24 protein-coding genes are annotated in these 26,850 nt (G+C 45.1%); 9 read left to right on the forward strand and 15 right to left on the reverse strand.

The window, feature by feature from the left end:
- Nucleotides 1–167: 167 nt before the first annotated feature.
- Both uspB and ftnA read right to left on the reverse strand, forming a co-directional pair.
- Nucleotides 168–491, reverse strand: a complete 324-nt coding sequence (gene uspB / locus L4D05_RS20935; RefSeq protein WP_428753862.1) for a universal stress protein UspB — start codon at nt 489–491, stop codon at nt 168–170.
- Between the two features lie 68 nt (nt 492–559).
- Nucleotides 560–1,087 (reverse strand): non-heme ferritin, encoded by a 528-nt coding sequence (gene ftnA, locus L4D05_RS20940; RefSeq protein ID WP_428795182.1) that lies wholly within the window; start codon nt 1,085–1,087, stop codon nt 560–562.
- A 278-nt stretch (nt 1,088–1,365) separates the two neighbouring features.
- On the opposite strand from ftnA, the gene L4D05_RS20945 reads away from it, so the two are divergent.
- Both L4D05_RS20945 and L4D05_RS20950 read left to right on the forward strand, forming a co-directional pair.
- Complete coding sequence (locus tag L4D05_RS20945) at nt 1,366–1,791, forward strand: universal stress protein (RefSeq protein WP_428753864.1); 426 nt, start codon at nt 1,366–1,368, stop codon at nt 1,789–1,791.
- Between the two features lie 112 nt (nt 1,792–1,903).
- Nucleotides 1,904–2,800: a carboxylate/amino acid/amine transporter gene (locus L4D05_RS20950; protein WP_428795183.1), complete on the forward strand. Its 897-nt coding sequence runs from the start codon at nt 1,904–1,906 to the stop codon at nt 2,798–2,800.
- 93 nt (nt 2,801–2,893) lie between these two features.
- On the opposite strand, the gene L4D05_RS20955 is transcribed toward L4D05_RS20950, so the two are convergent.
- On the reverse strand, nt 2,894–3,397 hold the full coding sequence (locus tag L4D05_RS20955) for a hypothetical protein (RefSeq protein ID WP_428795184.1): 504 nt from the start codon (nt 3,395–3,397) through the stop codon (nt 2,894–2,896).
- A 181-nt stretch (nt 3,398–3,578) separates the two neighbouring features.
- Nucleotides 3,579–4,358 carry a class I SAM-dependent methyltransferase gene (locus L4D05_RS20960; protein WP_428795185.1) on the reverse strand — a complete coding sequence of 260 codons (780 nt, stop codon included), beginning with the start codon at nt 4,356–4,358 and terminating at the stop codon, nt 3,579–3,581.
- 157 nt (nt 4,359–4,515) lie between these two features.
- Here L4D05_RS20960 and asnC point away from each other — a divergent pair, with 157 nt between their 5' ends.
- Entirely contained in the window at nt 4,516–4,977 is a 462-nt protein-coding gene (gene asnC, locus L4D05_RS20965; protein ID WP_250618859.1) for a transcriptional regulator AsnC, read from the forward strand.
- A gap of 46 nt (nt 4,978–5,023) precedes the next feature.
- Here asnC and prlC read toward each other — a convergent pair whose 3' ends face one another.
- Nucleotides 5,024–7,066 (reverse strand): oligopeptidase A, encoded by a 2,043-nt coding sequence (prlC, locus tag L4D05_RS20970; protein WP_428795186.1) that lies wholly within the window; start codon nt 7,064–7,066, stop codon nt 5,024–5,026.
- A gap of 224 nt (nt 7,067–7,290) precedes the next feature.
- Here prlC and L4D05_RS20975 point away from each other — a divergent pair, with 224 nt between their 5' ends.
- The 3 genes from L4D05_RS20975 (at nt 7,291) to gorA (ending at nt 10,701) form a co-directional block, all read left to right on the forward strand.
- Nucleotides 7,291–8,130: a 23S rRNA (adenine(2030)-N(6))-methyltransferase RlmJ gene (locus L4D05_RS20975; RefSeq protein ID WP_428795187.1), complete on the forward strand. Its 840-nt coding sequence runs from the start codon at nt 7,291–7,293 to the stop codon at nt 8,128–8,130.
- Between the two features lie 203 nt (nt 8,131–8,333).
- Entirely contained in the window at nt 8,334–9,032 is a 699-nt protein-coding gene (locus L4D05_RS20980; protein ID WP_428795188.1) for a glutathione S-transferase family protein, read from the forward strand.
- A 313-nt stretch (nt 9,033–9,345) separates the two neighbouring features.
- The gene (gene gorA / locus L4D05_RS20985) at nt 9,346–10,701 is read left to right on the forward strand and encodes a glutathione-disulfide reductase (protein ID WP_428795189.1); all 1,356 of its coding nucleotides are present in this window, start codon (nt 9,346–9,348) and stop codon (nt 10,699–10,701) included.
- Nucleotides 10,702–10,776: 75 nt separating this feature from the next.
- Here the strand turns inward: gorA and ascB are convergent, their stop codons facing one another.
- Together ascB and ascF are read right to left on the reverse strand one after the other, a co-directional pair.
- Nucleotides 10,777–12,207, reverse strand: coding sequence for a 6-phospho-beta-glucosidase (gene ascB / locus L4D05_RS20990; RefSeq protein ID WP_428795190.1), 1,431 nt, complete (start codon nt 12,205–12,207; stop codon nt 10,777–10,779).
- An 80-nt stretch (nt 12,208–12,287) separates the two neighbouring features.
- Nucleotides 12,288–13,766, reverse strand: coding sequence for a PTS cellobiose/arbutin/salicin transporter subunit IIBC (gene ascF, locus L4D05_RS20995; protein ID WP_428795191.1), 1,479 nt, complete (start codon nt 13,764–13,766; stop codon nt 12,288–12,290).
- A 210-nt stretch (nt 13,767–13,976) separates the two neighbouring features.
- Between ascF and L4D05_RS21000 the strand changes: the two genes are divergently transcribed.
- From L4D05_RS21000 to L4D05_RS21010, 3 genes are all read left to right on the forward strand, one after another.
- Nucleotides 13,977–14,486 (forward strand): gluconokinase, encoded by a 510-nt coding sequence (locus tag L4D05_RS21000; RefSeq protein WP_428753898.1) that lies wholly within the window; start codon nt 13,977–13,979, stop codon nt 14,484–14,486.
- A 281-nt stretch (nt 14,487–14,767) separates the two neighbouring features.
- Nucleotides 14,768–16,255, forward strand: a complete 1,488-nt coding sequence (locus L4D05_RS21005; RefSeq protein WP_428795192.1) for a chitinase — start codon at nt 14,768–14,770, stop codon at nt 16,253–16,255.
- Between the two features lie 191 nt (nt 16,256–16,446).
- The gene (locus L4D05_RS21010; RefSeq protein ID WP_428795208.1) at nt 16,447–17,430 is read left to right on the forward strand and encodes an acyltransferase; all 984 of its coding nucleotides are present in this window, start codon (nt 16,447–16,449) and stop codon (nt 17,428–17,430) included.
- Between the two features lie 31 nt (nt 17,431–17,461).
- Here L4D05_RS21010 and L4D05_RS21015 read toward each other — a convergent pair whose 3' ends face one another.
- The 8 genes from L4D05_RS21015 to L4D05_RS21050 form a co-directional block, all read right to left on the reverse strand.
- Nucleotides 17,462–18,421: an SPOR domain-containing protein gene (locus L4D05_RS21015; protein ID WP_428753901.1), complete on the reverse strand. Its 960-nt coding sequence runs from the start codon at nt 18,419–18,421 to the stop codon at nt 17,462–17,464.
- A gap of 125 nt (nt 18,422–18,546) precedes the next feature.
- The gene (locus tag L4D05_RS21020) at nt 18,547–19,491 is read right to left on the reverse strand and encodes an ABC transporter permease (RefSeq protein WP_265675135.1); all 945 of its coding nucleotides are present in this window, start codon (nt 19,489–19,491) and stop codon (nt 18,547–18,549) included.
- Between the two features lie 2 nt (nt 19,492–19,493).
- Nucleotides 19,494–20,471: an ABC transporter permease gene (locus tag L4D05_RS21025; protein WP_265675134.1), complete on the reverse strand. Its 978-nt coding sequence runs from the start codon at nt 20,469–20,471 to the stop codon at nt 19,494–19,496.
- 148 nt (nt 20,472–20,619) lie between these two features.
- Nucleotides 20,620–22,173: an ABC transporter substrate-binding protein gene (locus tag L4D05_RS21030; RefSeq protein WP_265675133.1), complete on the reverse strand. Its 1,554-nt coding sequence runs from the start codon at nt 22,171–22,173 to the stop codon at nt 20,620–20,622.
- A 90-nt stretch (nt 22,174–22,263) separates the two neighbouring features.
- The gene (locus L4D05_RS21035) at nt 22,264–23,982 is read right to left on the reverse strand and encodes a dipeptide ABC transporter ATP-binding protein (protein ID WP_428753903.1); all 1,719 of its coding nucleotides are present in this window, start codon (nt 23,980–23,982) and stop codon (nt 22,264–22,266) included.
- 630 nt (nt 23,983–24,612) lie between these two features.
- Nucleotides 24,613–25,170, reverse strand: coding sequence for a hypothetical protein (locus tag L4D05_RS21040; protein WP_428795193.1), 558 nt, complete (start codon nt 25,168–25,170; stop codon nt 24,613–24,615).
- A 53-nt stretch (nt 25,171–25,223) separates the two neighbouring features.
- Complete coding sequence (locus L4D05_RS21045) at nt 25,224–26,249, reverse strand: hypothetical protein (protein ID WP_428795194.1); 1,026 nt, start codon at nt 26,247–26,249, stop codon at nt 25,224–25,226.
- Nucleotides 26,250–26,398: 149 nt separating this feature from the next.
- Nucleotides 26,399–26,791 carry a hypothetical protein gene (locus L4D05_RS21050; protein WP_428795195.1) on the reverse strand — a complete coding sequence of 131 codons (393 nt, stop codon included), beginning with the start codon at nt 26,789–26,791 and terminating at the stop codon, nt 26,399–26,401.
- Between the last annotated feature and the right edge of the window lie 59 nt (nt 26,792–26,850).

Consider the following 26,850-nt stretch of genomic DNA (forward strand, 5'->3'; position numbering starts at 1 on the left):
AATGGAATCAACAAAAAAGGATGTGCCAAAGCACATCCTTATCTCTTATTGCTCGCCATTGTAGCGAGTCTTTTTGGTATTGCAATCTTTCGCGCCCTCGCAATCCCTGAGTGAGTAGTCAAAGGTTGCTCGATTACGTGACGTTCAAATCAACGTCATCCCCAACTCTACAGTAAAAACGCCGCCAATAGTGACACACCAGCCAATGCACATGACAAGACAAACAGCTCTCTCACTCGATTACACTTGGAAATAAACACTTCGTCATGGTGATGATAGTATTCCTTGGTTTTTAGATAGGAATACAGGCGAACCTGCTTGGTCATATTGCCATGGGTGGTAAAAAAGCCACCGCCATCCACTTGCTGATATAGCAACGGGTGGGCTTCACGCATGATATAAATAAGTGAGCGTAGTGCAGTCAGATACCTTGCCATATTGACTGACGTAATGAGCATCAATGCTAGTAGAATAGTGTCGCCACTGATCATCTTTTCCTCCCTACCTCTTCCAAGATACCCAAGAGAAAAAGACGATCTAACGGCTTTTTTCGCTGATGTTACACAGCGGGGGTATCCATAATGGAAGAAGAACCTTCTTTTGCTAACATGGCTAAATCTTTGTCGATGAAGAATAGCGCTTGACCATTTTCACCAACGAGTTCTAGCTTATCTAAAATCCCTTTAAACAATTTTTCTTCTTCGTGCTGCTCGGCAACGTACCACTGAAGAAAATTAAACGTCGAGTAGTCTTGTGCAGTGAAAGCGACATGTGCGAGCTTGTTGATTTGCTCGGTAATCATTTGCTCATGCTCATACGTTTCACGGAAGACATCACCTAAACTGGTAAAGTCATGTTTAGGGGCAGCTATCGCGCCAAGAATAGGCAGTGCGCCGGTCTCACTTACGTAAGTAAAAAGACGTTGCATGTGCTCCATCTCTTCCACCGCATGCTGACGTAAAAATTCAGCTGCACCTTCAAATCCTTTGTCTTCACACCAAGCACTCATTTGTAAGTATAGGTTGGATGAGAAAAATTCGAGATTTATTTGCTCGTTTAGATGTTCAACCATTGCTTCTGAAAGCATGCTCTACTCCTAGTTTCATAGCTTCAATTAACGCTACTATAACATAACATTTTGCGGAGTATTGCTTCATCCATCCATTCTTACCACTGAGTAAGACACTGTACTCTTAATTTGAGTCTAGAAAACTTGAGCGATTTTGCGCACTATTTATTGTCTTGATGTTGAGAAAATACCCGTGAGATTATTACGTCACGACAGTGAATTGAGATCATCTCAACACATTTTTTGCCAACACAATGCTATGTTATACCTAGAACTTACGTCAGAAGGAGTGCGTTATGGGCTATAAACATATCTTGGTCGCATTGGATCTCTCAGAAGAAAGTAAACTGCTTATCGATAAAGCGGTATGCCTAGCCAAGCCACTCGATGCTCAGGTTTCCTTTATTCATATCGATGTGAACTATGCAGAGCTTTATACGGGTTTGATTGATCTCAATATGGCTGAAACCCAACATCAGGCAATGGAAGCGTCCATGCGGCAGCTAAAAGATTTTGCCGACTATGCTAACTACCCTATCAAACATTCTTTGGTGGGGAGTGGCGATCTCAGTAACGAATTAACCGACACTATTGGTGAATTTAACGTTGATCTCGTGGTGTGCGGTCATCATCAGGATTTTTGGAGCAAGATTTTATCGTCCACTCGACAGCTAATAAATACCACACCTGTCGACCTTTTAGTGGTGCCGATTAAAGACTAACCGCCCTTATCCAACAAGGCTTCCAATAGGAAGCCTTTCTTATCCGCCCACTTTCCTTGTTTTAAGGTGATATAATCACCACCCCATTCAAAACAAGCACTTAATCACTGTTATGAGTTACCTTTATTCCGTCACCCTATTATGGGCCTTTTCCTTTAGTTTGATCGGCGTTTACTTAGCGGGTCAGGTTGATTCTTGGTTTTCAGTATTGATGCGAGTAGTCTTGGCTGCAGCCGTCTTTCTACCGTTCACTAAATTCAAGCTCGTTCCTAAAACGTTGATGGCAAAGCTAATGGCGATAGGTGGGATACAGCTAGGCTTGATGTATTGCTTTTATTATCAGTCGTTTCTGCTGTTGTCCGTCCCCGAAGTATTACTATTCACGGTGTTTACCCCTATCTATGTGACTCTCTTTTATGACCTACTCAAGGGTCGCTTTTCACCGTGGTACTTAGTGACCGCTGCGATCGCGGTTAGCGGCGCAGCCTTTATCAAATTCGCAGGCATCAATGACAACTTCTTAATGGGCTATCTTGTGGTTCAGGGGGCAAACCTATGCTTTGCCATCGGACAAGTAAGCTACAAGTACGTGATGGAAAGTGAAACTATTGAGCTACCTCAACATTCTGTATTTGGCTATTTCTATCTTGGGGCCACCGTGGTTGCAACCGTCGCTTTCTCAATCTTTGGCAGCTTTGAAAAACTACCCACCACCATGACTCAATGGGGTATTTTGATTTACTTAGGCACGATTGCTTCTGGTTTAGGGTACTTTATCTGGAATAAGGGGGCGTGCTCTGTCAATGCGGGCGCTCTAGCGGTAATGAATAACCTACTGGTTCCTGCAGGCTTAATTGTCAATATCGTCATTTGGAACCGAGATGTCGACATACCGAGATTGCTGATTGGCGGAGGGATTATTTTGCTGTCTTTAATCGTCAATGAGCGCTGGGTGAAACCTCGTGTAGAAGCTCAATACCGCAGCCTGTCCGGCATAACAAAGCAATAAGCCTGTACAGCCAAACGTTCTCTACGATAAAAAACGCTGTACAAACAAGAATATCGCACAACAACTCACCGTCGTTTCACAAGACGTCTACTATTAATGCAGCTGCTCGGGCTGCATTTTTTCTAGCTGCTGACTAACCAGCATTTCTGCATGATGATACTTTTGTTCAAGCAGGCTCTGTTTACGCGCCAGTTTTTGGCTCTTCTTGATTATTTTCTGCAGCTTTTTCTGCATCTTGACCTGTTTTTTTAACGCTTTCTTCGCGCGTTTTAACGCTTTCTTATCACTACCTTCTGGCTCCTGCATTATGACAACGTCTGACTCAGATACTGCCGCTTCTGAAGCGATAGCTTGTTCTAGACTTATTTCTTCTTTTGTCATGCCCTCAAGTAATAAACCACAGGTAAGTTTCTCTTTTGCTGGTTTTACTTGGCAACTCATCGGTGGGATCGCGGCTGGCTTACATAACGTTGAGCTATCGGCAGATGAACGGGAGCAGGAACGACAAAGAAATTTAGGCTCAGCAACTAGACGATGAATATCCCCTAAATTTGCATTGATGTCATGACGATTTAACTTACAAAGACGCTTAGCCATACAACCCTCCAGCTAACCAAGATCCGCAAGAGCAACCAATAACGGCCACTCCCAATATCAGCTACTTAAAATAACGAATAATAATGATTCTTAGTTAGATATACAGCCTAATGAGACTGGTGACAAGTAACTTACGCAAGTTACATGGAGGGGTTTAGTCACAAAGTAAGCCGAGTTAGGTTTAACTCATTGATGCATTAACATAAACATCAAACCGATTTTTTTTGGTTTCAATCGCCATTGTCGGTTTTTTCTCATCGAGCCAATTCGCGTAATCTGGACGCTTTACCACCACACGCTTACTCGCTAATCGCAGTGCGGGCTCCAATAGGCCATCGGCATCCATATCGGCACCAACCAAAGATTGAAAAACTCGCATTTCTTTTTTGACCAATGCGCTTTTTTTCTTGTTTTCTGGGTGAGGGTACATGGGATCCAAATACACTACATCGGGCTGTTGAAAATCCGGGTCATCGGCAAGAAGCGTTAACGCATCCAAGCTTGATGCATGGAGCAATGACATGCGCTCAGACACCCACGAGCCAATCTCTGGATCTTGCTTAGCGCGCGCTAAACCATCATCAAGCAGTGCAGCAACGACTGGATGCCTTTCAACCATTTGCACCTTGCAGCCAAGCGACGCTAATACAAACGCGTCTCGCCCCAATCCTGCGGTGCCATCGAGTACCACGGGGGTCGCCCCTTTATTCAGTCCAGCAGCTTTCGCAATGGCCTGCCCTTTTCCACCACCAAACTTTCGGCGGTGCGCCACCGCTCCGCTGGCCAGATCCACAAAAATAGCGCCCAACTTGGGCTCATCAAGTTTACGCAGTTCTAAGCGCTCTTCAGTCAGTACCAACGCAAACTCACTGTCATCAGATGCGTCCAATCCCCAACGTTGTGCCAACTGATCGAGTTCACTTTGGCGCGGGGAATATTCACAGATAAGTTGGATGTGCAAGGTTGGCTCCGAAAAGGTTTAAAGTAACGCAGCAAGTGTACATGAAGTCCATCCGTCTACCAATAAGCGTGATCCATACGCAGACGGCCTCAACATTTTAGTGCTAAGCTCTACAGCCTCTTTATTGTCAATGACAGCCTAAAATTAAGGATTCACTATGCACAGCGTCAATGGGTTAGATGATCTCGACAAGGCGATTCTAAAAACACTGATGGAAGACGCACGACGCCCTTATGCTGAAATGGCAAAAAGCTTTGATGTCAGCCCTGCGACTATTCATGTTCGTATTGAAAAAATGAAAGCGGCTGGCATTATTGAAGGCACAGAGGTGGTGGTGAACACCAAAAAGCTAGGCTACGACGTCTGTTGTTTTATTGGTATTAACCTCTACGCAGCGCGTGATTACCACTCGGCACTGGAAAAACTCGACGCACTCGATGAAGTTGTTGAGGCTTATTACACCACCGGCGCTTACAACATCTTCGTCAAATTGATGTGCCGCTCAATTGAAGAATTACAGCACGTACTCATTAATAAACTTCAAGCGATCGATGAAGTGCAGTCCACGGAAACGTTGATTTCGTTACAAAACCCAATCAGCCGCAATGTCGACCCATAAAAAAGCCTCTCAAGTGAGAGGCTTTATCATTTCGTCATAGTGTGTTTTAAGCGCTGATGCCAGAATGACGCAGTAGCGCATCAATTTGAGGCTCTCGACCACGGAAGCGTTTAAACAGCTCCATCGGCTCTTCACTTCCGCCCATTTCTAAAATGTTATTCAAGAAGCTTTGTCCGGTTTCTTTGTTAAAAATCCCTTCTTCCTCAAAGCGTGAATACGCATCTGACGAGAGTACTTCCGCCCACAAATAGCTGTAGTATCCCGCACTATAGCCACCAGCAAAAATATGGCTGAAGCTATGAGAGAAACGGTTCCACTCTAGGCTTGGTAACACCCCAACTTTCGCTTTCACATTCGCTAACGTTTCCAGCACACGCGCACCGATTTCTGGGTCATATTCAGTGTGCAACGTAAAGTCGAACAAGCCGAATTCAAGCTGACGTAGAATAAACATAGCGGATTGGAAGTTTTTCGCGGCCAGCATTTTATCTAGCATGGCTTTTGGCAGCGGCTCACCTGTTTCATAATGCCCAGAGATAAACGACAGCGCTTCTTCTTCCCAACACCAGTTTTCTAAAAACTGGCTTGGTAGCTCAACGGCATCCCAAGGCACGCCATTAATACCAGACACTGCACCAGTTTCAATCTGAGTCAGCATGTGGTGAATGCCGTGTCCCGTTTCATGGAATAACGTCACGACTTCATCATGAGTAAACAACGCAGGCTTATCACCAACCGGTTTATTAAAGTTACACGTTAAGTACGCTACAGGCGTTTGTAAATCACCAGCAAGATTGGTTCGGCGCACACGGCACTCATCCATCCATGCGCCGCCACGTTTGTGCTCTCGCGCATAGAGATCTAAATAGAAGCTACCGCGTAGCGTGTTTGAGGCGTCAAAGATATCAAAGAATCGCACAGACTCGTGCCATGTATCGATGCCCTCACGCTCTTGTACTTGCATGCCAAACACTCGATTTAGCACTTCAAACAAGCCACTCACTACTTTTGACTCTGGGAAGTAAGGGCGCAGTTCTTCATCAGAGAACTGGAATAAGTTTTGTTTTTGCTTCTCGCTGTAATACGCGATATCCCACAAGTTAAGCTCCGTCACACCGCACTCTTTTTGTGCAAACTGACGCAACTCTTCAACTTCACGCTCACCTTGCGGTTTAACTTTCGTCGCTAAATCGTTCAAGAAGCTAAGCACTTGTCCTGGATTTTCAGCCATTTTTGTCGAGAGCGATTTTTCACTAAAGCTACTAAAGCCTAATAAACGCGCGATTTCATGGCGCAATTTAAGCTGCTCAGCAATAATTTCCGTGTTATCCCACTTCCCTGCTGTTGGACCACGGTCAGACGCGCGTGTGACATAAGCCTCGTACAGCTCTTTGCGCAGCGCTTCATTATCACAGTAGGTCATCACAGGAAGGTACGATGGAATATCCAACGTGAGTAGATAGCCATCAAGCTCTTTTGATTCCGCAGCAGCTTGCGCGGCCGCCAACGCCGATTCTGGCATCCCCGCGAGCTGTGCTTTATCAGTAATATGCTTGTTCCAGCCCATGGTGGCATCGAGCACATTATTCGAAAATTGCGAGCCTAGCTCAGACATACGTTTGCTGATCTCACCATATCGGTGCTGCTCTGCCGCTGGAAGGCCAATTCCCGACAATTCAAAGTCTCGCAATGAATCTTGGATGGTCTTCTTTTGAGCTTGCGTGAGCGCTGCATACGCATCGCTGGCTTTAATCGTTTTATACGCTTCGTATAGCCCTTTATGTTGACCAACCCATGTGCCGTACTCAGACAAGATAGGCAGGCAGCTTTCATAGGCGTCACGAAGCTCATCACTATTCATCACCGAATTCATATGGCTGACGGGTGACCATAGACGACTCAGACGATCGTCAATTTCATCAATGGGTGCAATCACTGAATCCCACGTTGGCGTCTCATTTTCTGCCAACACTTGATCGATTTTACGGCGGCACGCTTCAATCGCTTGCTCAACAGCCGGTTTTACGTGTTCTGGCTTAATCTGTGAAAAAGGAGGTAAGTCAGTAAAACTGATTAACGGATTAGACATGCAGCATCCCTTTTGAGTGTTTGGGTCCTTCACTTTCTCTTAAGAAGATAAGTGAGCGTAATTAATAGATAAATGTAGGCGATAATAGAAAAAATCAATAGCAACTCACCACTCATGACGCAGAGTGTGATTTTAATGATGCACAGTTTTCTGCTGGTTATCTGGGTATCGGTGGCAGATAGGGTTATAATCCGTGCATTCGACCTTTTAAGTGAGTCTTCATTTTGCTGAGCTATCGACACAGTTTCCACGCGGGCAACCACGCCGACGTCGTCAAACATATAGTACAAAGTCTTATCCTTAATTCCCTAAAAAACAAGGATAAGCCGTTCGTTTATCACGATACTCATTCTGGTGTTGGTCGCTACGATCTTACCCACGAGTGGTCGGAAAAAACCGGCGAATATAAGCAAGGCATCGCCCGTATTTGGGGTAATGCTGATATTCCTAAAGAGATGGCGTCTTACATTGAGTCGATCACTCAGCTTAATAATGACAGCACGCTGCGTTACTACCCTGGCTCTCCTAGAGTCGCACGCGCCCATCTTCGCCCACAAGATCGCATGATGTTAACGGAGCTTCACCCAAGTGACTTCCCGTTACTTGAGCAAGAGTTTCACCGCGATCGCCAAGTGAAAATATTTAAAGAAGATGGCTTTCAACGTCTTAAAGGTAGCCTTCCACCAGCAGAACGACGCGGTTTGGTCCTAATCGACCCACCTTACGAATTGGCGAAAGAATATCGTGATGTCGTCACTGCCATTGCGCAAAGCTATAAACGTTGGGCAACGGGTATTTATGCCATTTGGTATCCGGTGGTGAACCGTGTCGATATCGAAGACATGATTGAGGGGCTACAAGGCTTAGGCATTCGTAAAATCCTGCAAATTGAGTTAGGCGTATCGCCGGATACCAATGAGCGAGGCATGACGGCATCGGGAATGATTGTGGTCAACCCTCCATGGATGCTAGAGCAGCAAATGAATGACATCTTGCCTTATCTCAAAGACAAGATCGCCCCAGCGACGGGACATTATAAAGTTGAATGGATTGTTCCTGAGTAAACACGATTCAATCATTTGAACGGCATGAAGGCGTAATCTCTTGTTTTTCAAAACAAGGTTGCGCCTTTTTTATCTCTATTCCCTCAGCTTTCTAAAATAATTTCCACTTTATTGAAATTATTTTCGTCTTTTTCCGTTGCGCCACGTCTTACTAGTGAAAGTACTCCCGTACTCCCTATTACTAACCCTAGTGAGAAACCCAAATGATTAAAATTGTTAGCTTTAAGATTTGTCCGTTTGTTCAACGAGTGACTGCTGCACTGGAAGCAAAACAGATCCCTTATGAGATCGAGTACATCAGCCTAAAAGAAAAACCTCAATGGTTTCTAGATATCTCACCCAATGGTCAAGTCCCTGTTATGGTGACGGAATCCGGTATCAGTTTGTTTGAATCTGATGCCATCATCGAATACATCGAAGACGAATACGGCCCATTAGAGCAAGGGGTCACTAATGAACAGCGTGCATTAGACCGAGCTTGGAGCTACTTAGGGTCTAAACACTATTTGCCGCAATGCGGCACGATGAGCAGTAAAGATAAAGCAACATTTGATGCTCGCGCGGAAAAACTGATAGCCGCTTTTACCAAAGCAGAAAACCAGCTTTCAGGTAAGTCTGCGTTCTTTAAATCGGATACGTTAAGTCATGTCGATCTCGCTTGGTTACCTTTACTGCATCGTGCGTCAATCGTAAAACAGCACTCTGGCTTCGACTTTTTATGTGGTCTACCAAAAATGCAAACTTGGCAGCACAACCTGCTCGCGACAGGGTTGGTTGAGAAAACGGTGTCTGATGATTTTTTGGCATTATTTGGTGATTTCTATCTGACCAATACCTATCTTGCTGATGGAAAAGATATACAAGCACAAAGTGGTTGCGGCACTAGCAGTTGTTGCGGTTAATCCCATCAACAACGCTATGTCCTTTCTACGCCAATAACCATCAATATTAGAATGGACACCAAAATCCACCAGCCCTTGTAATAGCAAGGGCTGGGCAAGAAAAAACCAACATTCTCTCAATACCCTTACCATTAATCGTTATTACTCATAATCAATGCCACTTTTTCCCATTGGCTAAAGTTGCTAGACTCGATTTATGATAGAGATAGCGATTCTTTAACAAAACATGACGGCTATATTGAGTTCAACTATGCTCACCCCAATGTTCTTGTTATAAACAAATCATAAAATTAATCAGCTTTCGGAGAACGTAATGGCGACTCATTTTGACTATATCTGTATTGGTGGCGGCAGCGGCGGTATTGCATCGGCAAACCGAGCATCAATGTACGGTGCTAAAGTTGCGCTAATTGAAGCGCAAGATCTTGGCGGCACTTGCGTCAACGTTGGTTGCGTACCAAAGAAAGTAATGTGGCATGGTGCTCAAGTAGCAGAAGCCATGAACCTATACGCTGAAGATTATGGCTTTGATGTTGAAGTGAAAGGCTTTGATTGGAGTAAACTGGTTGAGAATCGTCAAGCCTACATTGGTCGAATCCATCAGTCTTACGACCGTGTACTTGGTAATAACAACGTCCATGTCATCAAAGGGTTTGCCAAATTTGTTGACGCTAAAACGGTAGAAGTAAATGGTGAGCACTATACTGCTGACCACATTCTTATCGCCGTTGGTGGTCGCCCAAGCATTCCAAACATTCCAGGTGCAGAGCACGGCATTGATTCAAACGGCTTCTTTGAGCTTAACGAACAACCAAAACGCGTCGCAGTGATTGGTGCTGGTTATATTGCCGTTGAAATCGCTGGCGTATTGCACGCACTAGGCACAGAAACGCATTTGTTCTGTCGTAAAGAATCCCCACTTCGCAGCTTTGACCCAATGATCATTGAAACCTTAGTTGAGGTGATGAACACCGAAGGTCCAACACTGCATACGCACTCTGTACCAAAAGAAGTGGTGAAAGAAGCCGATGGCAGCCTAACTCTCCATCTAGAAAACGGCAACACACAAAACGTTGACCAACTTATTTGGGCCATTGGCCGTCACCCAGCCACCGATGCCATTAACCTAAGTGCAACCGGCGTGGCAACCAATGATCGTGGTTACATCAAAGTAGATGAGTACCAAACCACTAATGTTGAAGGCATTTACTGTGTCGGCGATATTATGGAAGGCGGTATCGAGTTAACTCCAGTGGCAGTAAAAGCCGGCCGTCAATTGTCTGAGCGTCTGTTCAACAACAAACCTGACGCAAAAATGGATTATGACTTAGTGGCAACCGTCGTCTTTAGCCACCCACCTATTGGCACCATTGGTCTGACAACACAAGAAGCTGAAGAGAAGTACGGCAAAGAAAACGTCAAGGTGTACACCTCTGGCTTCACAGCAATGTACACCGCAGTGACGAAGCACCGTCAACCATGCAAAATGAAGTTGGTCTGTGCTGGCCCTGAAGAAACCGTAGTGGGCTTACACGGTATTGGTTTTACTGTCGATGAAATGATTCAAGGTTTTGCCGTTGCGATGAAGATGGGCGCAACCAAAGCGGACTTTGATGCGGTAGTCGCTATTCACCCGACTGGCAGTGAAGAATTCGTCACAATGCGTTGATTATTAGAAACTTTTAGCAAAAGGGCTTAAGTATAACTTAGGCCCTTTTTCGTTTTACGAGACTATTTGGCGTAATTAACCAAGGTCAGAGCCATTGCTGGTAATCACTTTTTTATACCAATAGAAGGATTTTTTCGGAATGCGGTTTAATGTGCCGCCGCCAAGATTATCGCGATCAACGTAGATAAACCCATAACGTTTAGTCATTTCACCAGTTGAAGCGGCAACAAGATCAATACATCCCCAAGGCGTAAAGCCCATCAAAGGTACGCCATCCGTCATTGCGTCATGCATCGCCTTGATGTGCTTTCGCAGATAATCGATACGGTAATCGTCATTAATCTCACCATTCTCATCTAGGCTATCTTTTGCTCCTAAACCATTCTCAACCAAAAACAGTGGCTTTTGGTAGCGGTCATAGAGCGTGTTCATGGTGATACGTAACCCCGTAGGATCGATAACCCAGCCCCAGTCACTTGCTGGCAGATGCGGATTTTTAATCGACTTAACGACATTCGCAGCGCTGGTATTGCCTTCATTCATATCAGCAGCAGCACAGCGAGAGGCGTAGTAGCTAAACGAAATGAAGTCGACAGTATTGGCTAAAATTTCAAAGTCTTCCTCTTCCGTCTCAAGAACGACGCCTTTTTGATCGAAGACTTTCTGAGCATAAGATGGATAATAACCACGTGACTGAACATCAATAAAAAATAGATTTTCGCGATCTTTCTCCATGGCCGTCAATACATCTTCAGGCTTACAAGAGTAAGGGTAGAAATTACCACCAGCCAGCATACAACCTACTTGGTTTTGCGGATCCACTTCGTGCGCAATCTTGGTAACTAGCGCACTCGCCACTAACTCATGGTGAGCCGCTTGGTATTTCACTTGGTCATGATTTTCACCCTCTTGAAACAATAGTCCTGCACCAGAAAATGGACTGGCGAGAAGGATATTAATTTCATTGAAAGTGAGCCAATACTTAACCAGACCTTTGTATTGCTCAAAGCAAGTACGAGCATAGCGACTAAAGAACTCGATCATTTTACGGCTGCGCCACGAGCCATATTCGTTAACCAAGTGCATAGGCACATCAAAGTGACATAGCGTGACTAGCGGCTCAATGCCATATTTTTTACACTCTTCAAATACAGCGCGATAAAAGTCCAGCCCAGCCTGATTTGGCTCTAATTCATCACCCTTAGGGTAGATTCGGCTCCATGCAATCGACATACGGAACACTTTAAAACCCATTTCAGCAAGCAGTGCAATGTCTTCCTTATAGCGATGATAAAAGTCGATCGCATTGTGGCTAGGGTAAAATTCCTCTTCGCTCAACTCCACCTGTTCAACTTGACCCAGTTTTATTGGCATACGGTTTTCGCCGTATGGGATCATATCAACCGTGGTTAATCCTTTTCCGCCCGCTCGATGAGCACCTTCTGATTGATTGGCAGCAATTGCACCACCCCACAGAAAGTCGTGGGGAAATTGTATCTCTGACATAACGCCCTCTAAACAGTAAAAGTCACCGATACCCTCGGTGACTTGAATAGTAAATTGCCTAACAACACGGTATGCGCGACTTAAGCGGTGACTGGTGCTGTGGTGACTTTATCTTTAGCGTCTTTCTCCGACTCTTCTTGTAGCGATACTGAATTGTAATCGCTGTCATCTTCTGGAATATCTTCAAACCCCAACATCAGTGTGAGCACGAATGAAAGAACGATCGACAACGCAATCAGACCAAAGACCCAGACAATACTCATGGGATCATTAACATCAAAAAACTGCACGCTAGTAAAGAGACTTGGCGCCGCCATAGAGTGACTAGCAATCCCCGCCATTCCAGCTAGACCGCCAACAATGAAGCCTGTAATCATGGTTGCGATAAGTGGACGTTTAAGGCGAACGAGTACCCCGTAAAGCGCAGGCTCTGAAATGCCAGCAAAAATAGCGGACGCACCTGCTGCGAGTGACGTTTGCTTTAGTGCGCTGTTTTTCGTTTTGTAGGCAACGGCTAGACACGCTCCACCCATGCCAATATTGGCACCAATTTCAGATGGCATAACCATGCCCTCTCGGCCTGTTTCGGCAATAGTTTGAATGATGGTTGGGGTGAAAACTCGGTGCATGCCAGTGAGCACTAATAGCGGCCAAAGTGCCCCCATAATCGCGACAGACAACCAACCTAATGTATTGTAAATCGTGTAAACCAGTGCAGATAGAGCCGTACCAACCCAAATACCAAATGGACCAATCAGAACAATTGCAATTGGTGCGGAAATTAAGACAATTAACATTGGTTTTAGGAAGTTCTTCGTTACCGCAGGTGTAATACTATCCACCCAACGCTCGATATAAGAAAGCACCCAAGTCATCACCAGTACAGGAATCACCGTATAGGTGTATTTCACTGACGTAATAGGTATGCCAAAGAAATCAACATGCTGACCCTGAGCGGCTTGCTCCATCAGTGCCATAAAGTTGGGATGAATAAGCACACCCGCGATAGCAATAGACAGCGACATATTAGTTTTAAATTTAACCGAGGCAGATGCCGCAACCATCACTGGTAGGAAGAAGAACGCCCCATCACCAATGGCGTTTAAAATGATCAGTGTTGGCGCGTTTGGCTCCATCCAACCTGTCATTTGCAGCACCATTGCCAGCAGCTTCACCATCGAACCACCAATGATCGCCGGAATCAGTGGAGACATCGTGCCCACGAGGGCATCCAACATTTTCGCACCCACAGACTTCGCAGTTAGCTTCTCTTTTTTGACTGGCACTGCTGCACCACTGTCAGAAGCCATATTGCAGATAGCCATGATCTCTTGGTAGGCATAAGACACTTCATTACCAATAATAACCTGTACTTTGTCGCCATTATCTACCACACCCATGACACCTTTCAGTGTTTTTAGGCTTTCGATATCCACGCTCTCAGAATGATGTACAACAAATCGTAATCGAGTCATACAGTGTGTTAAGGCGGAAACGTTGTCTTTTCCCCCTAAGTGTTCAACAACCGATTTTGCGATTGCTCGGTAATTATTGGCCATTTTTATCCCCTAAAGACATTCATTCCAGTGACAGCAAGCGCGTGCTCAATCACGATTCACTTACTCTTCATTCCATGCTGTTTTATATGTGACTTCACATTTCTCGACGTTACCAGTAACATGTTACCCATAACATTTATAAGATAAACATTAATTTATAAGCGATTTCAAAAAATGAGAGAGCGCGCAGGTTTCTGTAGAGGAGATTAAATGAAAGGAAGTAGCATTATTGTCATGGGAGTCACTGCATGTGGTAAGAGTACTGTGGGCGCTCAATTGGCTGAACGGCTAAACCGAAAATTTATTGATGGTGATGATCTTCACCCTAAAAGTAACATTGAAAAAATGTCACAAGGCTGCCCATTAACAGACGAAGACCGAGCGCCCTGGCTAGAGCGAATTCATGATGCGGCCTATAGTCTGGAACAAAACAATGAACATGCGGTCATTGTCTGCTCGGCACTCAAACAATCCTATCGAGAGATCATTCGTGGCGACAATCATAATGTCACATTTTTGTTTTTAGATGGTCATCAGGAGCTGATTTTGCAAAGAATGCGCCAAAGGGACGGTCACTTTATGAAAGAAAATATGATTAGCAGCCAATTTGATATTCTTGAACGTCCAGAGAGTGAACCACAAACCCTGACAATCAATATTGACGGCTCTGTCTGTGACATCGTCGAGCGTTCAGTCGCGGCGCTTTTGGATCTTCAATAGACAAGAAGTAGAAAAAATTCACTTCACTGCCCGATAAAAAGCCGACCTCATATCGGTTTTTTATTTCGCTCTCGGTCATATTTCTAAGCAACATCACTGCTCAATCCTCACATAGGATCAGAAGTGCCTCGCATCACGACAATAGTTACTATTCGTTTCTCACGTTCGACTCGTACTCATTCCACCCTTTTTCTATAGTTTTTTTCGCTACTAAATAAAAAGAATGCAGAATGAGCATCTAAGTAGCGACCTCTAACTAATCAAAAAAAAGGAACTCTACAATGAAACCGACTCTTGGGCTCTGCCTGCTCAGTATCATCAGCGCCCCCACTTTGGCAGTGAATCCCCAACCCGACCCGCAAAACCCAACCGGATACATATTACTGCGCTCTGAAGTGATAGCCAGCGAACAAGCACAAACGTCCGACCCTATGTATGCCGTGTGGGCGAATGCGTTAGCCACCGCGCCAAATAGCGCGGTCGACCTTATTGATGCTGGTGCGGCGAATAACCCAAGCAACGTAAAAAGAGCAGAACGCGTATTCCCTCGTAGTGAGTGGGATTTTTTAACCCAAATGGCAGCACCGGAATATACCTATCAACGCTTCTTACAAGCGATTGGTAAGTTTCCTGCTTTCTGTGGTGACTACACTGACGGGCGTAATGCGGACGCTATCTGTAAGCGCTCGATTGTGACCGCCTTTGCGCATTTTTCTCAAGAAACAGGCGGGCATATCGCCATTGATAATACTTGGGATAACCCACTAGCGCTGGAGGAGTGGCAGCAAGCTTTAGTCCATGTGCGCGAAATGGGCTGGTCAGAAGGGCAACCTGGTTACACGACTGGCTGCGGCCAAAATGACTGGCAAAATAAGCGCTGGCCATGTTCGCCAAACCAAGGCTACTTTGGTCGAGGCGCTAAGCAGCTCTCGTATCACTTCAATTACGGGGCATTTTCTGAAGTGATGTACGACGGTGATGCGACGGTCCTATTAAATAATCCCGCTTTAGTGGCTGACTCATGGCTCAACCTTGCCTCCGCTATTTGGTTTTTCTTAACCCCTCAAGCACCAAAGCCGGCAATGCTACATGTGATTGATCGTACATGGACACCTTCTCAACGTGAAGTTGATGCGGGTATTGGCTATGGTTTTGGTACCACCATTAACATCATTAATGGCGGTATAGAATGTGGTGCACAAAACAAAGACAAAGGACAACCCGTTAATCGTATTCGCTATTGGGAGGGGCTATCTGCTCACTACCAAATTCCAATTGAAGCCGATGAAACCAATACCTGCTGGCAGCAAACCCCTTACGGTAGCCTGAATCTCAATGGTGCCACTGATGTGCTGTACACCAACTGGGAAGCAAGCTGGAAATACCATGCAGACCGCCCTGGTGGCGTATCCTTTGAGTGTAACCTCGTCGGCTATCAAACCGCCTACTCGGCACTGGTTCCTGGTGACTATGAAAAATGTGTCACCAACCTCTTTGGCTCACACGCCAACTGGCCTGAAGTTCGCATTGTTGATGTCATTGATGGTGGCACTGGCGGCGGTACCGGAGGAGGGAATGATGGCGGCACTGGTGGTAACTCCGGAGACACGCCAGTCGGCGTCATCACCTGGGAAGCAGGAATCACCAAAGTAAATGTGGGTGAGACTGTCATCCATAATGGGAAATGTTTCACGGCTAAAAACGCTCCAGGCGTATGGGAAACCCCGACACAATCCAACTGGTTTTGGGATGAAGTAGCCTGTCCTTAGGCTGTTGTTCGAGCAGTGTTTTTACACTGCTCATTTCCCTTAGGCCTTGTGTGTTTTCGGCATGCTAAAAAGAGTCACTCAATTATTATCAAACACCTCTATCTGCATCCGCTTATATCTATTATAGTTTTTACTTATACTATAAGGAGTGTTAGCCCGTGGATAAAAAACACATCTTTTTCTTTGATGTAATGCGATGCGTTGCCGCGCTTGCGGTCATTATCATTCACGCATTGGGTCCCTATCGCCACGAACTTGGGCAAATCCCTATGGGAGAGTGGATCACGGCGATTACCTTCAATGGATTCAGTCGCTGGGCGGTACCGGTGTTTATTTTGATCACGGGTGCATTGATGCTCAATGACCAACGTCCATTTGATTTGAAATACTATCTTTCCAGAAGGTTGGGGAAGGTATTAGTCCCGTTTCTTGCTTGGTCGTTGTTTTATGCGTATTTGTCCGGCTGGACAATTTCTGGGTTCGATGCGGCAACAGTGAAAGATGTACTGGCGGAGAGTTACCACCATTCCACCTACTACCACCTAGGCTTTTTCTACTACTTTATACCGCTCTACGCTGCGATCCCGTTTTTACAAATTTTTGTACGCCGCTACAACGATAGCGCTCTGTATGCGCTGACTGGTGTGTGGTTACTCACCACTTTATTGTTTTTAATGCGAATTGATGGACCTTGGAGCGAGCAGTTTTGGCTCTATATGGGGCTGTTACCGTTAGGCTACATCTTATTCCAAAAGCTGCCGATCAATAACACCACGGTGGTGATCGCGCTTATTCTTGGCTTAGGCGGAATGGCATTGGGGACTTACATGGTGATTGAAAATAGTATTGCCGCAGACCGTTACTCGGTTGGGCGTTGGTTCTCGTACAAAACGACCAATACCATTCTCGCAGCCTGCATGATTTTTGTTCTGGCAAAAGCCTATGCCGACAAGATCAATGAGTCATTTAAAAAAGTGATTAGCGTTGTCAGCCAGCATAGCTTAGGGATCTATATCCTTCATCCTTTGTTTTTATGGCCGATGAATGAACTCGCCCTGTATCAAGGTCACCCCATCGTGATGATTCCACTCTGGGTTATCATCAGTGGCAGTTGTGCGTTGTTCACAAGCTGGCTATTGTCTCGCAGCACGAAAACTCGCTGGCTACTACCTTAATCATTGCTATACGGGCGCAGCTACAAGCGCCCTATTTACCCACACAAATGACATTGAGCAAAGTATTACTTTTTAGTGGTGATACCTTGCCATTGGTAAATAGCCCCTTCTGACCATCCCCCCAATATGGCATCTGCATTGGCCACAGATTCTTCTGCATCACTTTCGCATTAAGTAGCTTTTGCCACTCACTTGCGGTGACTAAATGCATATTAAGATCACCACATACTTTAATGGCTGCGCTGTAATCCATTCGATTCCACGCTTTATCATGTTCCATATAAAACTGGTGCTGACTGCCCGCTAAATAAGGCACAACATAGCGCTGGCTGCCAAGCTGGGTTTGTCGCCGTACTGATAAAGATGGTGATACAGACTTGGCTAGAGGCTGAATCGGTTTCACCTTATTGACACTCTTAGCCTGTTTTACGGTGGGCGAACCTATCACCTGTGCAATAGGCTTAGCCATCGCTTTCATTGGCGGTTTTGGTGTCGATTTAGGGTACTTTTTAGGTTCACTCGCAGCGTGAGTAGCTTGCGGCTTTGAAGGGCCGACCTGACGAATAAAGGCATCTTGGTATCCCTTGATTGATTTAATGTTCGACAGTTCTTTCTTTAACAAGTCGACATCATAATAAGGACCAATGAGACACCGCTGAATCTCGCCCTCAGGCTTCATCCACACATCCGTTGAAATCTCACTATACAAGACTCTAGCCGTATTCAATGACATGGGGTCATCCAATATGCCACACTGAATCCAATACACGGATGTCGCCGTTTCCGGCACCGTCTGACTCCAAATTCCCTCACCTATTGGACAATCCTGGCTAAGTATTGGTAATTGGGAAGAAGAAGGCTGAGACGCATCACACAACACGCCAGTCGCAGCGACAGGCGCTGAAAAGGTACTAACAACAAATAACAAGGTACTCATGATTGCGCTTACCGATAGGCAATGTGATCCCTTAACACCATTTAAAGAGCTCATATACATCCTCAGAACACTCTAGATAAGACTGGCTAGTTTCCATAAGTGGCACTAATAAAAAGAGCCGCACTTATGTGCGACTCTTAGTGTAGTGAGGATTGGGATTAAAAATCAATCTCTCTAGATCACCCTTTGTAGATTTTCGGGTTAAATACGTCTCTTAACCAGTCACCTAATAGGTTGACCACCAATACTAGTGTAATCAACACAATGCCAGGGAAAACCGTAATCCACCACGAACCGGAGAAGATGTAGTTAAAGCCGATGCTGATTAATGAACCTAGTGATGGTTGATCAACTGGCAAACCTAGACCTAAGAACGACAATGCAGCTTCCGACATAATGGCGTTGGCAATTTGTACCGTCGAGATCACTAGGATTGGAGACAGACAGTTTGGCAAAATATGACGGAACATGATTTTAGGTGCTTTAAAGCCCATGACTCGCGCTGCTTCTACATACTCTTTCTTTTTCTCGGCCAATACTGAGGCACGAATAGTCCGAGCATATTGCGGCCATTCGGCCACCCCGATGATCACCACCAGCATCGTCACCGCGTACTGGCTATAAAACTCCGTACCAAAACTGGCCTTGAATATCGCCGATACAATGATCGCCACCATCATGGTCGAAAACGACAACTGCACATCGGCAAAACGCATCAAGAAGCTATCAACACGACCACCAAAGTAACCCGCGGACAAGCCAATGATAATACCTAAAAATAGTTGTAGACCTACCGCAAGGAAACCAATCGTCAACGAAAGGCGTGAACCATAAAGGATGGTCGATAAAATATCACGACCTTGGTCATCCGTACCTAAGACGAAATTCGAATCGCCATCTTCCATCCAAGACGGAGGAAGCTCTGAATCCATAATATCAATCGAACTGAGATCATAAGGGTCAGCCGGTGCGATAAGTGGCGCGGCTAACGCCATCACCAAGAAAAACATAAAAATAGTAAAACTCGTCATCGCGACTTTATCGCGCTTAAAGTAGTACAAGAAATCTGATTGCTTAAAACGTTCCCAAGCGGAAGGAACTGTTGCTACATTTGCTTGGCTCATGACTACGCTCCTTTTCCAGTTAGGTTGACAGTTGGGTTAATTAATCCATACAGAAGATCGACGATGGTGTTAGTCACCACGAAGATCAGACCAACAAAGATAACGTATGCTGTGATCAGCGGAGTATCCACACGGTTGATGGCTTCTAGGAAAAGAAAACCTGTGCCTGGCCACTGGAACACAGTCTCAGTCAAAATGGTGTACGCCACCATGGTACCAATTTGAACACCACCAACCGTCAACACTGGTAACATAGTGTTTTTCAGGGCATGTTGGTAATAGATCTTACGTAAAGGTAAGCCTTTAGCTTTAGCAAACTTAATGTATTCTGAGCTCAGTACTTCCAGCATTTCAGAGCGTACTAGACGAATAAATAGCGGCAACATAATCGACGCCAGTGCGACACATGGCAGTACCAAGTGCTTAATGCCATCAATCGTAAAGAAGCCGGACTGCCATCCAAGAACGTTAGCGGTTTCACCTCGACCAAATGAAGGTAACCAGCCTAATTCAATGGAGAAAACGTACATCAGCATAATCGCGGTTAGGAAAACCGGGATAGAAATACCAATACTACTCCCTGCCATCACGAGCTTTGTGAAAAAGCTTTTAGGGTGTATTGCTGAATAGACGCCTAATGGTATTGATAGGCAGATAATGATTAACGTCGCGCCGAACACCAGTTCGAGAGTCGCCACCAGCTTGTCAAGAATGACATCTACGGCAGGACGTTTGAAAAAGTATGATGTGCCGAGATCACCTTGCAGTGCCGCACCAATAAAACGTGTGTATTTTGTAACGAAAGGATCGTTGAGGCCTAACTCATCACGCAGTGCTTGACGCTCTGCTTCCGAAACCGACTGACCTACAAGCTCACGCAGCGGATCACCCAGGTTATCCTGAATGGCAAATGCCACCAAACTGATCACAAACATCACTATCAGTGCCTGAAACAGGCGCTTGACCAGAAACGAAAACATCCCTTGCCCCTTAACTATCCATATGTCTCTGTGACGAGAACTTATTCAGTCTTAAAATCCACTTAGTCCGACTGAAATAAAACTAAGCAGTATAAAGCGAACAAAGAGGGGAAGGCTTTCCCCTCTTATCAACGTGTACTAAACGAGATTATTCAACCACTAGGTCGCCAAAGTAAGGCATAACCATTGGGTTTACGATGTCTGCTGCTTTCACGTTAGACTTCGCGCCCCACGCTTCACTTTGCCAGTGAAGAGGAACAAATGCTGCGTCGTTATACAGTGTTGCTTCAACGCCTTTTAGCATTTCCGCACGCTTGGCAGGGTCAGTCTCTACGTTTGCAGCTTCAACCACGGCATCCATTTCTGGGTTTGAGTAGTGACCACAGTTGTATTGACCACGACCTGTCTCTTCGTTACGAGTCATTGTTAAGAACTCATTGAAGTTCGCAGAATCTTCTGTATCTGAGTGCCAACCGATCATCATCATATCTGCAGAACAAAGGTCAAACTCAGGCCAGTACTGTGCTTTTGGCAACGTTTTCAGATCAACTTTGATGCCAATCTTAGACAACATCGCAGCCGCCGCTTGTGCCACTTTAGCGTCATTCACGTAACGGTTGTTTGGCGCCATCATAGAAAGAGTAAAGCCGTCTTCGTAGCCCGCTTCTTTCATTAGCTGTTTCGCTTTTTTCACGTCGTAACGTGGAACCAGCGCATCATCATGACCCACGTAACCTGCAGGGCTTTGTTGACCAGCCGCTGTTGCGAAGCCTTTCATGATTTTCTTAACGATGCCTTCGTTGTTGATTGCGTGCACAATCGCCTGACGAACGCGCACATCTTTCAATGCTTCGTTGCTGTTTTGGTTCATTTGGAACGTGATGATACGAGTACCAGGAAGCGTCACAAGATCGATACCGTCAGCCGATGCCACACGTTTGTGGTCATTTGGCGCAACCGGGTGAATCATGTCAACACCACCAGAAAGAAGCGCAGCAACACGTGTTGCATCTTCTTTGATTGGCACCAGTGTTAGCTTATCAACGTTACCTTTTGTTTCGGTATCCCAGTAATCAGCAAAGCGTTCGAAATCAACTTTAACGCCTTGCTCACGTGCCGTAACAACAAATGGACCTGTACCTGATACATGCGTAGAAGCAAACGAGTTACCGTGCTTCACGAGCTCAGATTTGTCTTTACCATCTTCCGTTTTACCTGAATAGAACTTGCTATCCATTGGGAAAATGTACGTTGCTGTTTGCAGTACGAGTGGGTAAGGACCTTTTGTCACTAGATCGAATGTGTAGTCGTCAACCTTAACGATTTTTTCATATGGGTCGAAGATTGCTTTGAAATCTGGTGAATTTTGTAGACGATCGAACGTCCAAACCACGTCATCAGCCGTCAATGCATTGCCAGAGTGGAATTTAACACCTTTACGAAGATTGAAACGAACCGTTGTGTCGTTAACACGTTCCCAGCTTTCCGCTAGGCGAGGTTCAAAGTCCATTTCTTGAGTAAAACGAACCAGTGGGTCAAACACCATGTGTGACATTTGCAGTGTACCACCAGACAATTGCTCATGCGGGTCTAGTGAAACTGGGTCAGCAGCGTAACCAACCTTGATGTCTGCTGCTAGGGTATTAAAGCTTAGGCCTGCGGCCATTAGCGCCACTGCTAGTTTGCTTTTCATGGTTCTCATATTTGCATAACTCCTTCATGCGGGGATCCGGATCCCGTAATTGTTGTGTTTGCTTCTGTTATCAAGTCCCAATAGGGATTTTTTATTGGCTTACGCCGTTTTTACTGCGCCTTCTCTTAAGCCCTTAAATTCGGGCATTAAGGAAATCAAATGTTGGCTGTACTCATGCTGAGGAGCGGTAAAGAGTTGCTCTGTTGGGGCAACCTCAAGCAATGTCCCCATCTGCATCACACCTACCCTGTCGCACATTTGGCGAATAACAGGCAAGTCATGACTGATAAACAGCATGGTTAGATTGAGCTCTTGTTGTAAATCTTTAAGTAGGTTCAAGATTTGAGCCTGAACGGATACGTCGAGTGCCGACGTAGGCTCATCACAAATCAATAGTCTTGGACGGGTTGCTAGTGCACGAGCAATAGAAATACGCTGACGTTGGCCACCAGAAAATTCATGTGGATATTTCAACCCTGCCATTTTCCCAAGCCCAACATGCTCTAGCAGATCTTCAACGATTTGCTTGGTTTCATTCTCATTCGCTGTCAGCTTATGAAAACGAATGGGTTCCGCAACAATGTCGAAGACTTTCATACGGGGATTCATCGAAGTGTACGGGTTTTGGAACACCATCTGCATTTGACGACGCATCGGACGACGCTCTTTTTCAGATTTCAATCCTGTAAGATCAATACCCTCAAAACTAACCTTGCCTGAATTCGGCGCATATAGCCCCGCAATCACGCGCGCAATGGTTGATTTACCAGAGCCAGACTCCCCCACTAAACCAAACGTTTCGCCTTCATGCACTTCAAAGCTGACGTTATTAGACGCTTGCACGTATTCACGACGACTTTCAAATAATGAATCTTTGGTGATAAACCGCAGGTTGACGTTTTCTACGTTCAACAATGGTCCCGTATACTCTCGCTGATCCTGGCTTTGCCCTAACCAGTGATTCTTAATATCAAGAGGCTTCATTTCTTTAGCGTCTTCGATATAACTCACTAGCGGGAAACGCCCCAGCTTAATATCAGAACGTGGCACAGCTGAAATAAGACTGCGTGTGTATGGATGATCGGGATCGCCCAACACTTTTGCTGTCGCGCCAAACTCCACTAAATCACCACGGTACATAACGGCAACACGATCGGTCACGTTAGAAACCACACCCATATCATGCGTCACCAACATACAACCCACGTTGTTTTTGATGCACAAATCGCGAATCAAACCCAAAATTTGGTCTTGGATCGATACATCCAACGCCGTTGTTGGTTCATCCGCAATAATAAGGTCTGGCTCACCAGCCAAAGCAATGGCAATAACAACACGTTGTCTCATACCACCCGAAAACTGGTGTGGAAACTGCTTAAGACGATTTTCTGGTTGCGGGATGCCCACTTGATTCATTAGGTTAAGCGAGCGCTGATATGCTTCCTCATCCGATACGTCCATATTGGCGTGGATGGTCTCTTTTAATTGTTGCTCAACCGTGAAAAGTGGATTGAGAGAGGTCATTGGGTCTTGGAAAATAAACCCAATTTTTGAACCACGGACTTTGCGCATGGCTTCCGGAGAAAGCCCTGATATTTTTTCACCATCCAAGAAAACATCGCCAGCTGCGACTACTCCAGGAGGAGAAAGCAAATCAATAACCGCGTTACCAACCGTTGATTTACCAGCACCGGACTCCCCAACCACACCAACTATTTCGCCACGTTCAACATTGAACGACAAAGATTTAACCGCGGCATGTATCCCATGGCGGGATGGGTATTCGATACGAAGATTTTTTACTTCTAATAATGACATTACCAGACCTCTACTGCTTTGGCAGTTTTCTGCCCCTGTCTGCAAAACTGAATCCATTCGTAGACAGCATTTTCTGCTGACTATTTATAAGGGCATCAATTTGGCAAATCTTTCACAGAAAAGCAACAAAAATAGGATAAAAATTCGAGATCAAGCAAATCCAAAGCAGTATGAATACATATATATGCACTTTAATTACATATAGTAGTGCTTCAAACTAGGTAAAAAGTTGATACTAGCTCCGAAAAATGTGCGGTAAAACGAAAATAAAACGCCAAGCTTCACGTTATTAGCAATATTAATGACCATAACGTATCGCATAGTTATTCCATCTCGCATTTAACACATTAGAAACATAAGTATCAGATCACTCCGTAATACAGTACTAAAACCTAGTTTAAGACAACGCTGTTACGTATTACAGCCTAAATAATTTCATAAATCAGCACTTTATTCCGTGCTTGTTTGCAACATATCACCCCATAAGTTTTTAAATAAAAATCTGTATTTTTCACAGATTGCAGCGTTAACGCCTATTTCTCATCAAAAGAGAATCGCGTAAATGTTATTCACTTGATTAAAGTTCACACAAATGACTTATTATTTTCGCGAGTAAATGGCTCAATACCACTAGCATCGGTCACGATCTCCAGGGTCATCGACCAACACGCCACAGATATTCTGAGGTGCATCAAAAGAGAAAATTGCTTCTAATTTTCCCCAAAGCTGCTCTCCCGCCATAAATAAAGCCACGATAAAAGTCACATCGCAAATTACGCCGATCACCCGCCTAGATTCAACCCAGTCTGGCGATAAGACTGGCAGATAAAACAGCACAATATTCATGATAGGTCCAACAACCATCATCAATATTAGTCCCGAGTAATAACCTGATTTTGTCGATTTGCGCTGTGGTTTAAGCTTTAGCACCTTTTCTACGACCCAATTTTTGATAACAAGTAATCGCTCTTTACCAAGTAGCATCACGGCAGCCAGCGTTGCCAATTCAGGCACCCCAAAGATCATCGCCCCACTAAGTAACGCTTTTGAGCCGTTACCAATTTTTAAAGTCGAAATGATAGGAATCAATAAGGGGCTCGCGCAGGCAATAACCAGCATCAATATGCCTGAAAATAGCCGAATGTTATCGACAAACCGATTTCGATAGATCGTTATTTGCTTCTTCATTGTCACCACCAAAATGGCCCCCGTTATACAACAGGGGCATCATGAAAGGTTAGTTAAGAAAGTGCTCGGCGAGTAACCGATATTTTACAGCGGATACCACCACACAATTTCGCATGATGTTTGAAAGGGACTGTCACCGGCGTCATGCCTTTTTCTGCTAGTTGCTGACACAGTTGCGGCGCTTCCTCTGGTACTAGAATATGCTTATTATCAAGCATCACAGCACAAGGGCCAGTCGCGAGCGCTTCTGCTCTGTTGACCCAAATCACATCAAAGTCACGCATAAATTCAGGTAGCCCATTTGGGAATGACTCTTCATAAGCAATGACCAATTTTGGCCCAGCAACACACATCACGGCGAATAGATGATGAATACCCACGTCAGGAAGGTTGATAATACAAACCTGATAACCATCATGTTCGAGCATACGTTTGACCCATTCAGCCCCACGCTGATTGGTGGAAGAAGGTCCGGTGGACACCAGGACTCGTCCATCACCCAAATTAAGCACATCTCCACCTTCATAGACATAATCTCGCGACATCGTCGGTCTCGGCGCTGTGTAGTGTAAGATATTGCTGTCGTTGTCGATAAATGGTTGATGCAGTTCTCTGACTGGCGCTATGCTTGCCCAAGCGATATCGCTTGCCCATACATTCTCTAGCACATTCCGCCCCACGACCCACAGCGGCTCCGCTGCGAATATTTGAGTAAACACCGTAGAATTTTGGCAAAATAGTATTTCACTTTCGGATACACCTCGAGCATGAAGTACGTTCACATCAAAGCGCTGTAGTGCTTTTGCCAAGGCTTCAGTTTCACTCTTTAAGCCTGCGAGATAGTCTGGGTAAGCATCCGATAATAGCTGCCCGCCCGCTTTGTCACACATTTCAAATAACTCAGGTTGCATGACACTTTGGTACGCAGCCTTAATATCGTCGGTTAATTTAGGCAAGCGCATATTGTCACTGTGACCCAAAATAACCTCTCGCAGTTTCCCATAGAGGTTAAACTCGCCATAGCTGTCCTGAGTTTCAGCTGGTACATGTATTTTTTGACTTACGCTTAATTTGGGCATGCTATCTCTCCGATCAAGGTGATTTAAAGATAGAGAGTCCCTTCTCCAATGAACGAGTTAAGCGTATCGAATCAAAGGCGGCTTCAAAAATCAGTGTCTGAAACAAAACGGAACCAAGATGCATGAGTCGCACCTTTTACGGAAGAAAATTAATAAGAGAGGGGCTCTTCCTTACGCACCACTACCTGATAGTGAATATTGCTTCCATGTTCATCACCGACTTCAACGCCAGCTTCACTATTCACTTCAGTGATCATCGTCGGTAAAACGAGCTGATTTTGGTCTTGTGGGTGGCTTAGTGACTGTTCGACAACGACAAAGTGTAATGTGGCTATATCGTCACTCACACTCGACTGACTATACAATATGACTTGTGTGGTCTCATTTTTCTTGATGACTTGGCTATCTTGCAGCCCTATCTCAACTTTGCCTTGATAAACACCGCGGACCATTAAATTCAATTCCGCGACATATTGAGCGTAGACACTAGGGGAAATAGAAACCACCATCATTACCGCTAAGCGTATAAGCCTTCTCGCCATAGTCACACTCCTTTTTCATTATGTGCCAAGTAAGAGTAAAGAGCTTTCAACGAAAGTAA

Source organism: Vibrio nomapromontoriensis (genome assembly GCF_050337205.1).
GTDB classification, from domain to species: domain Bacteria; phylum Pseudomonadota; class Gammaproteobacteria; order Enterobacterales; family Vibrionaceae; genus Vibrio; species Vibrio nomapromontoriensis.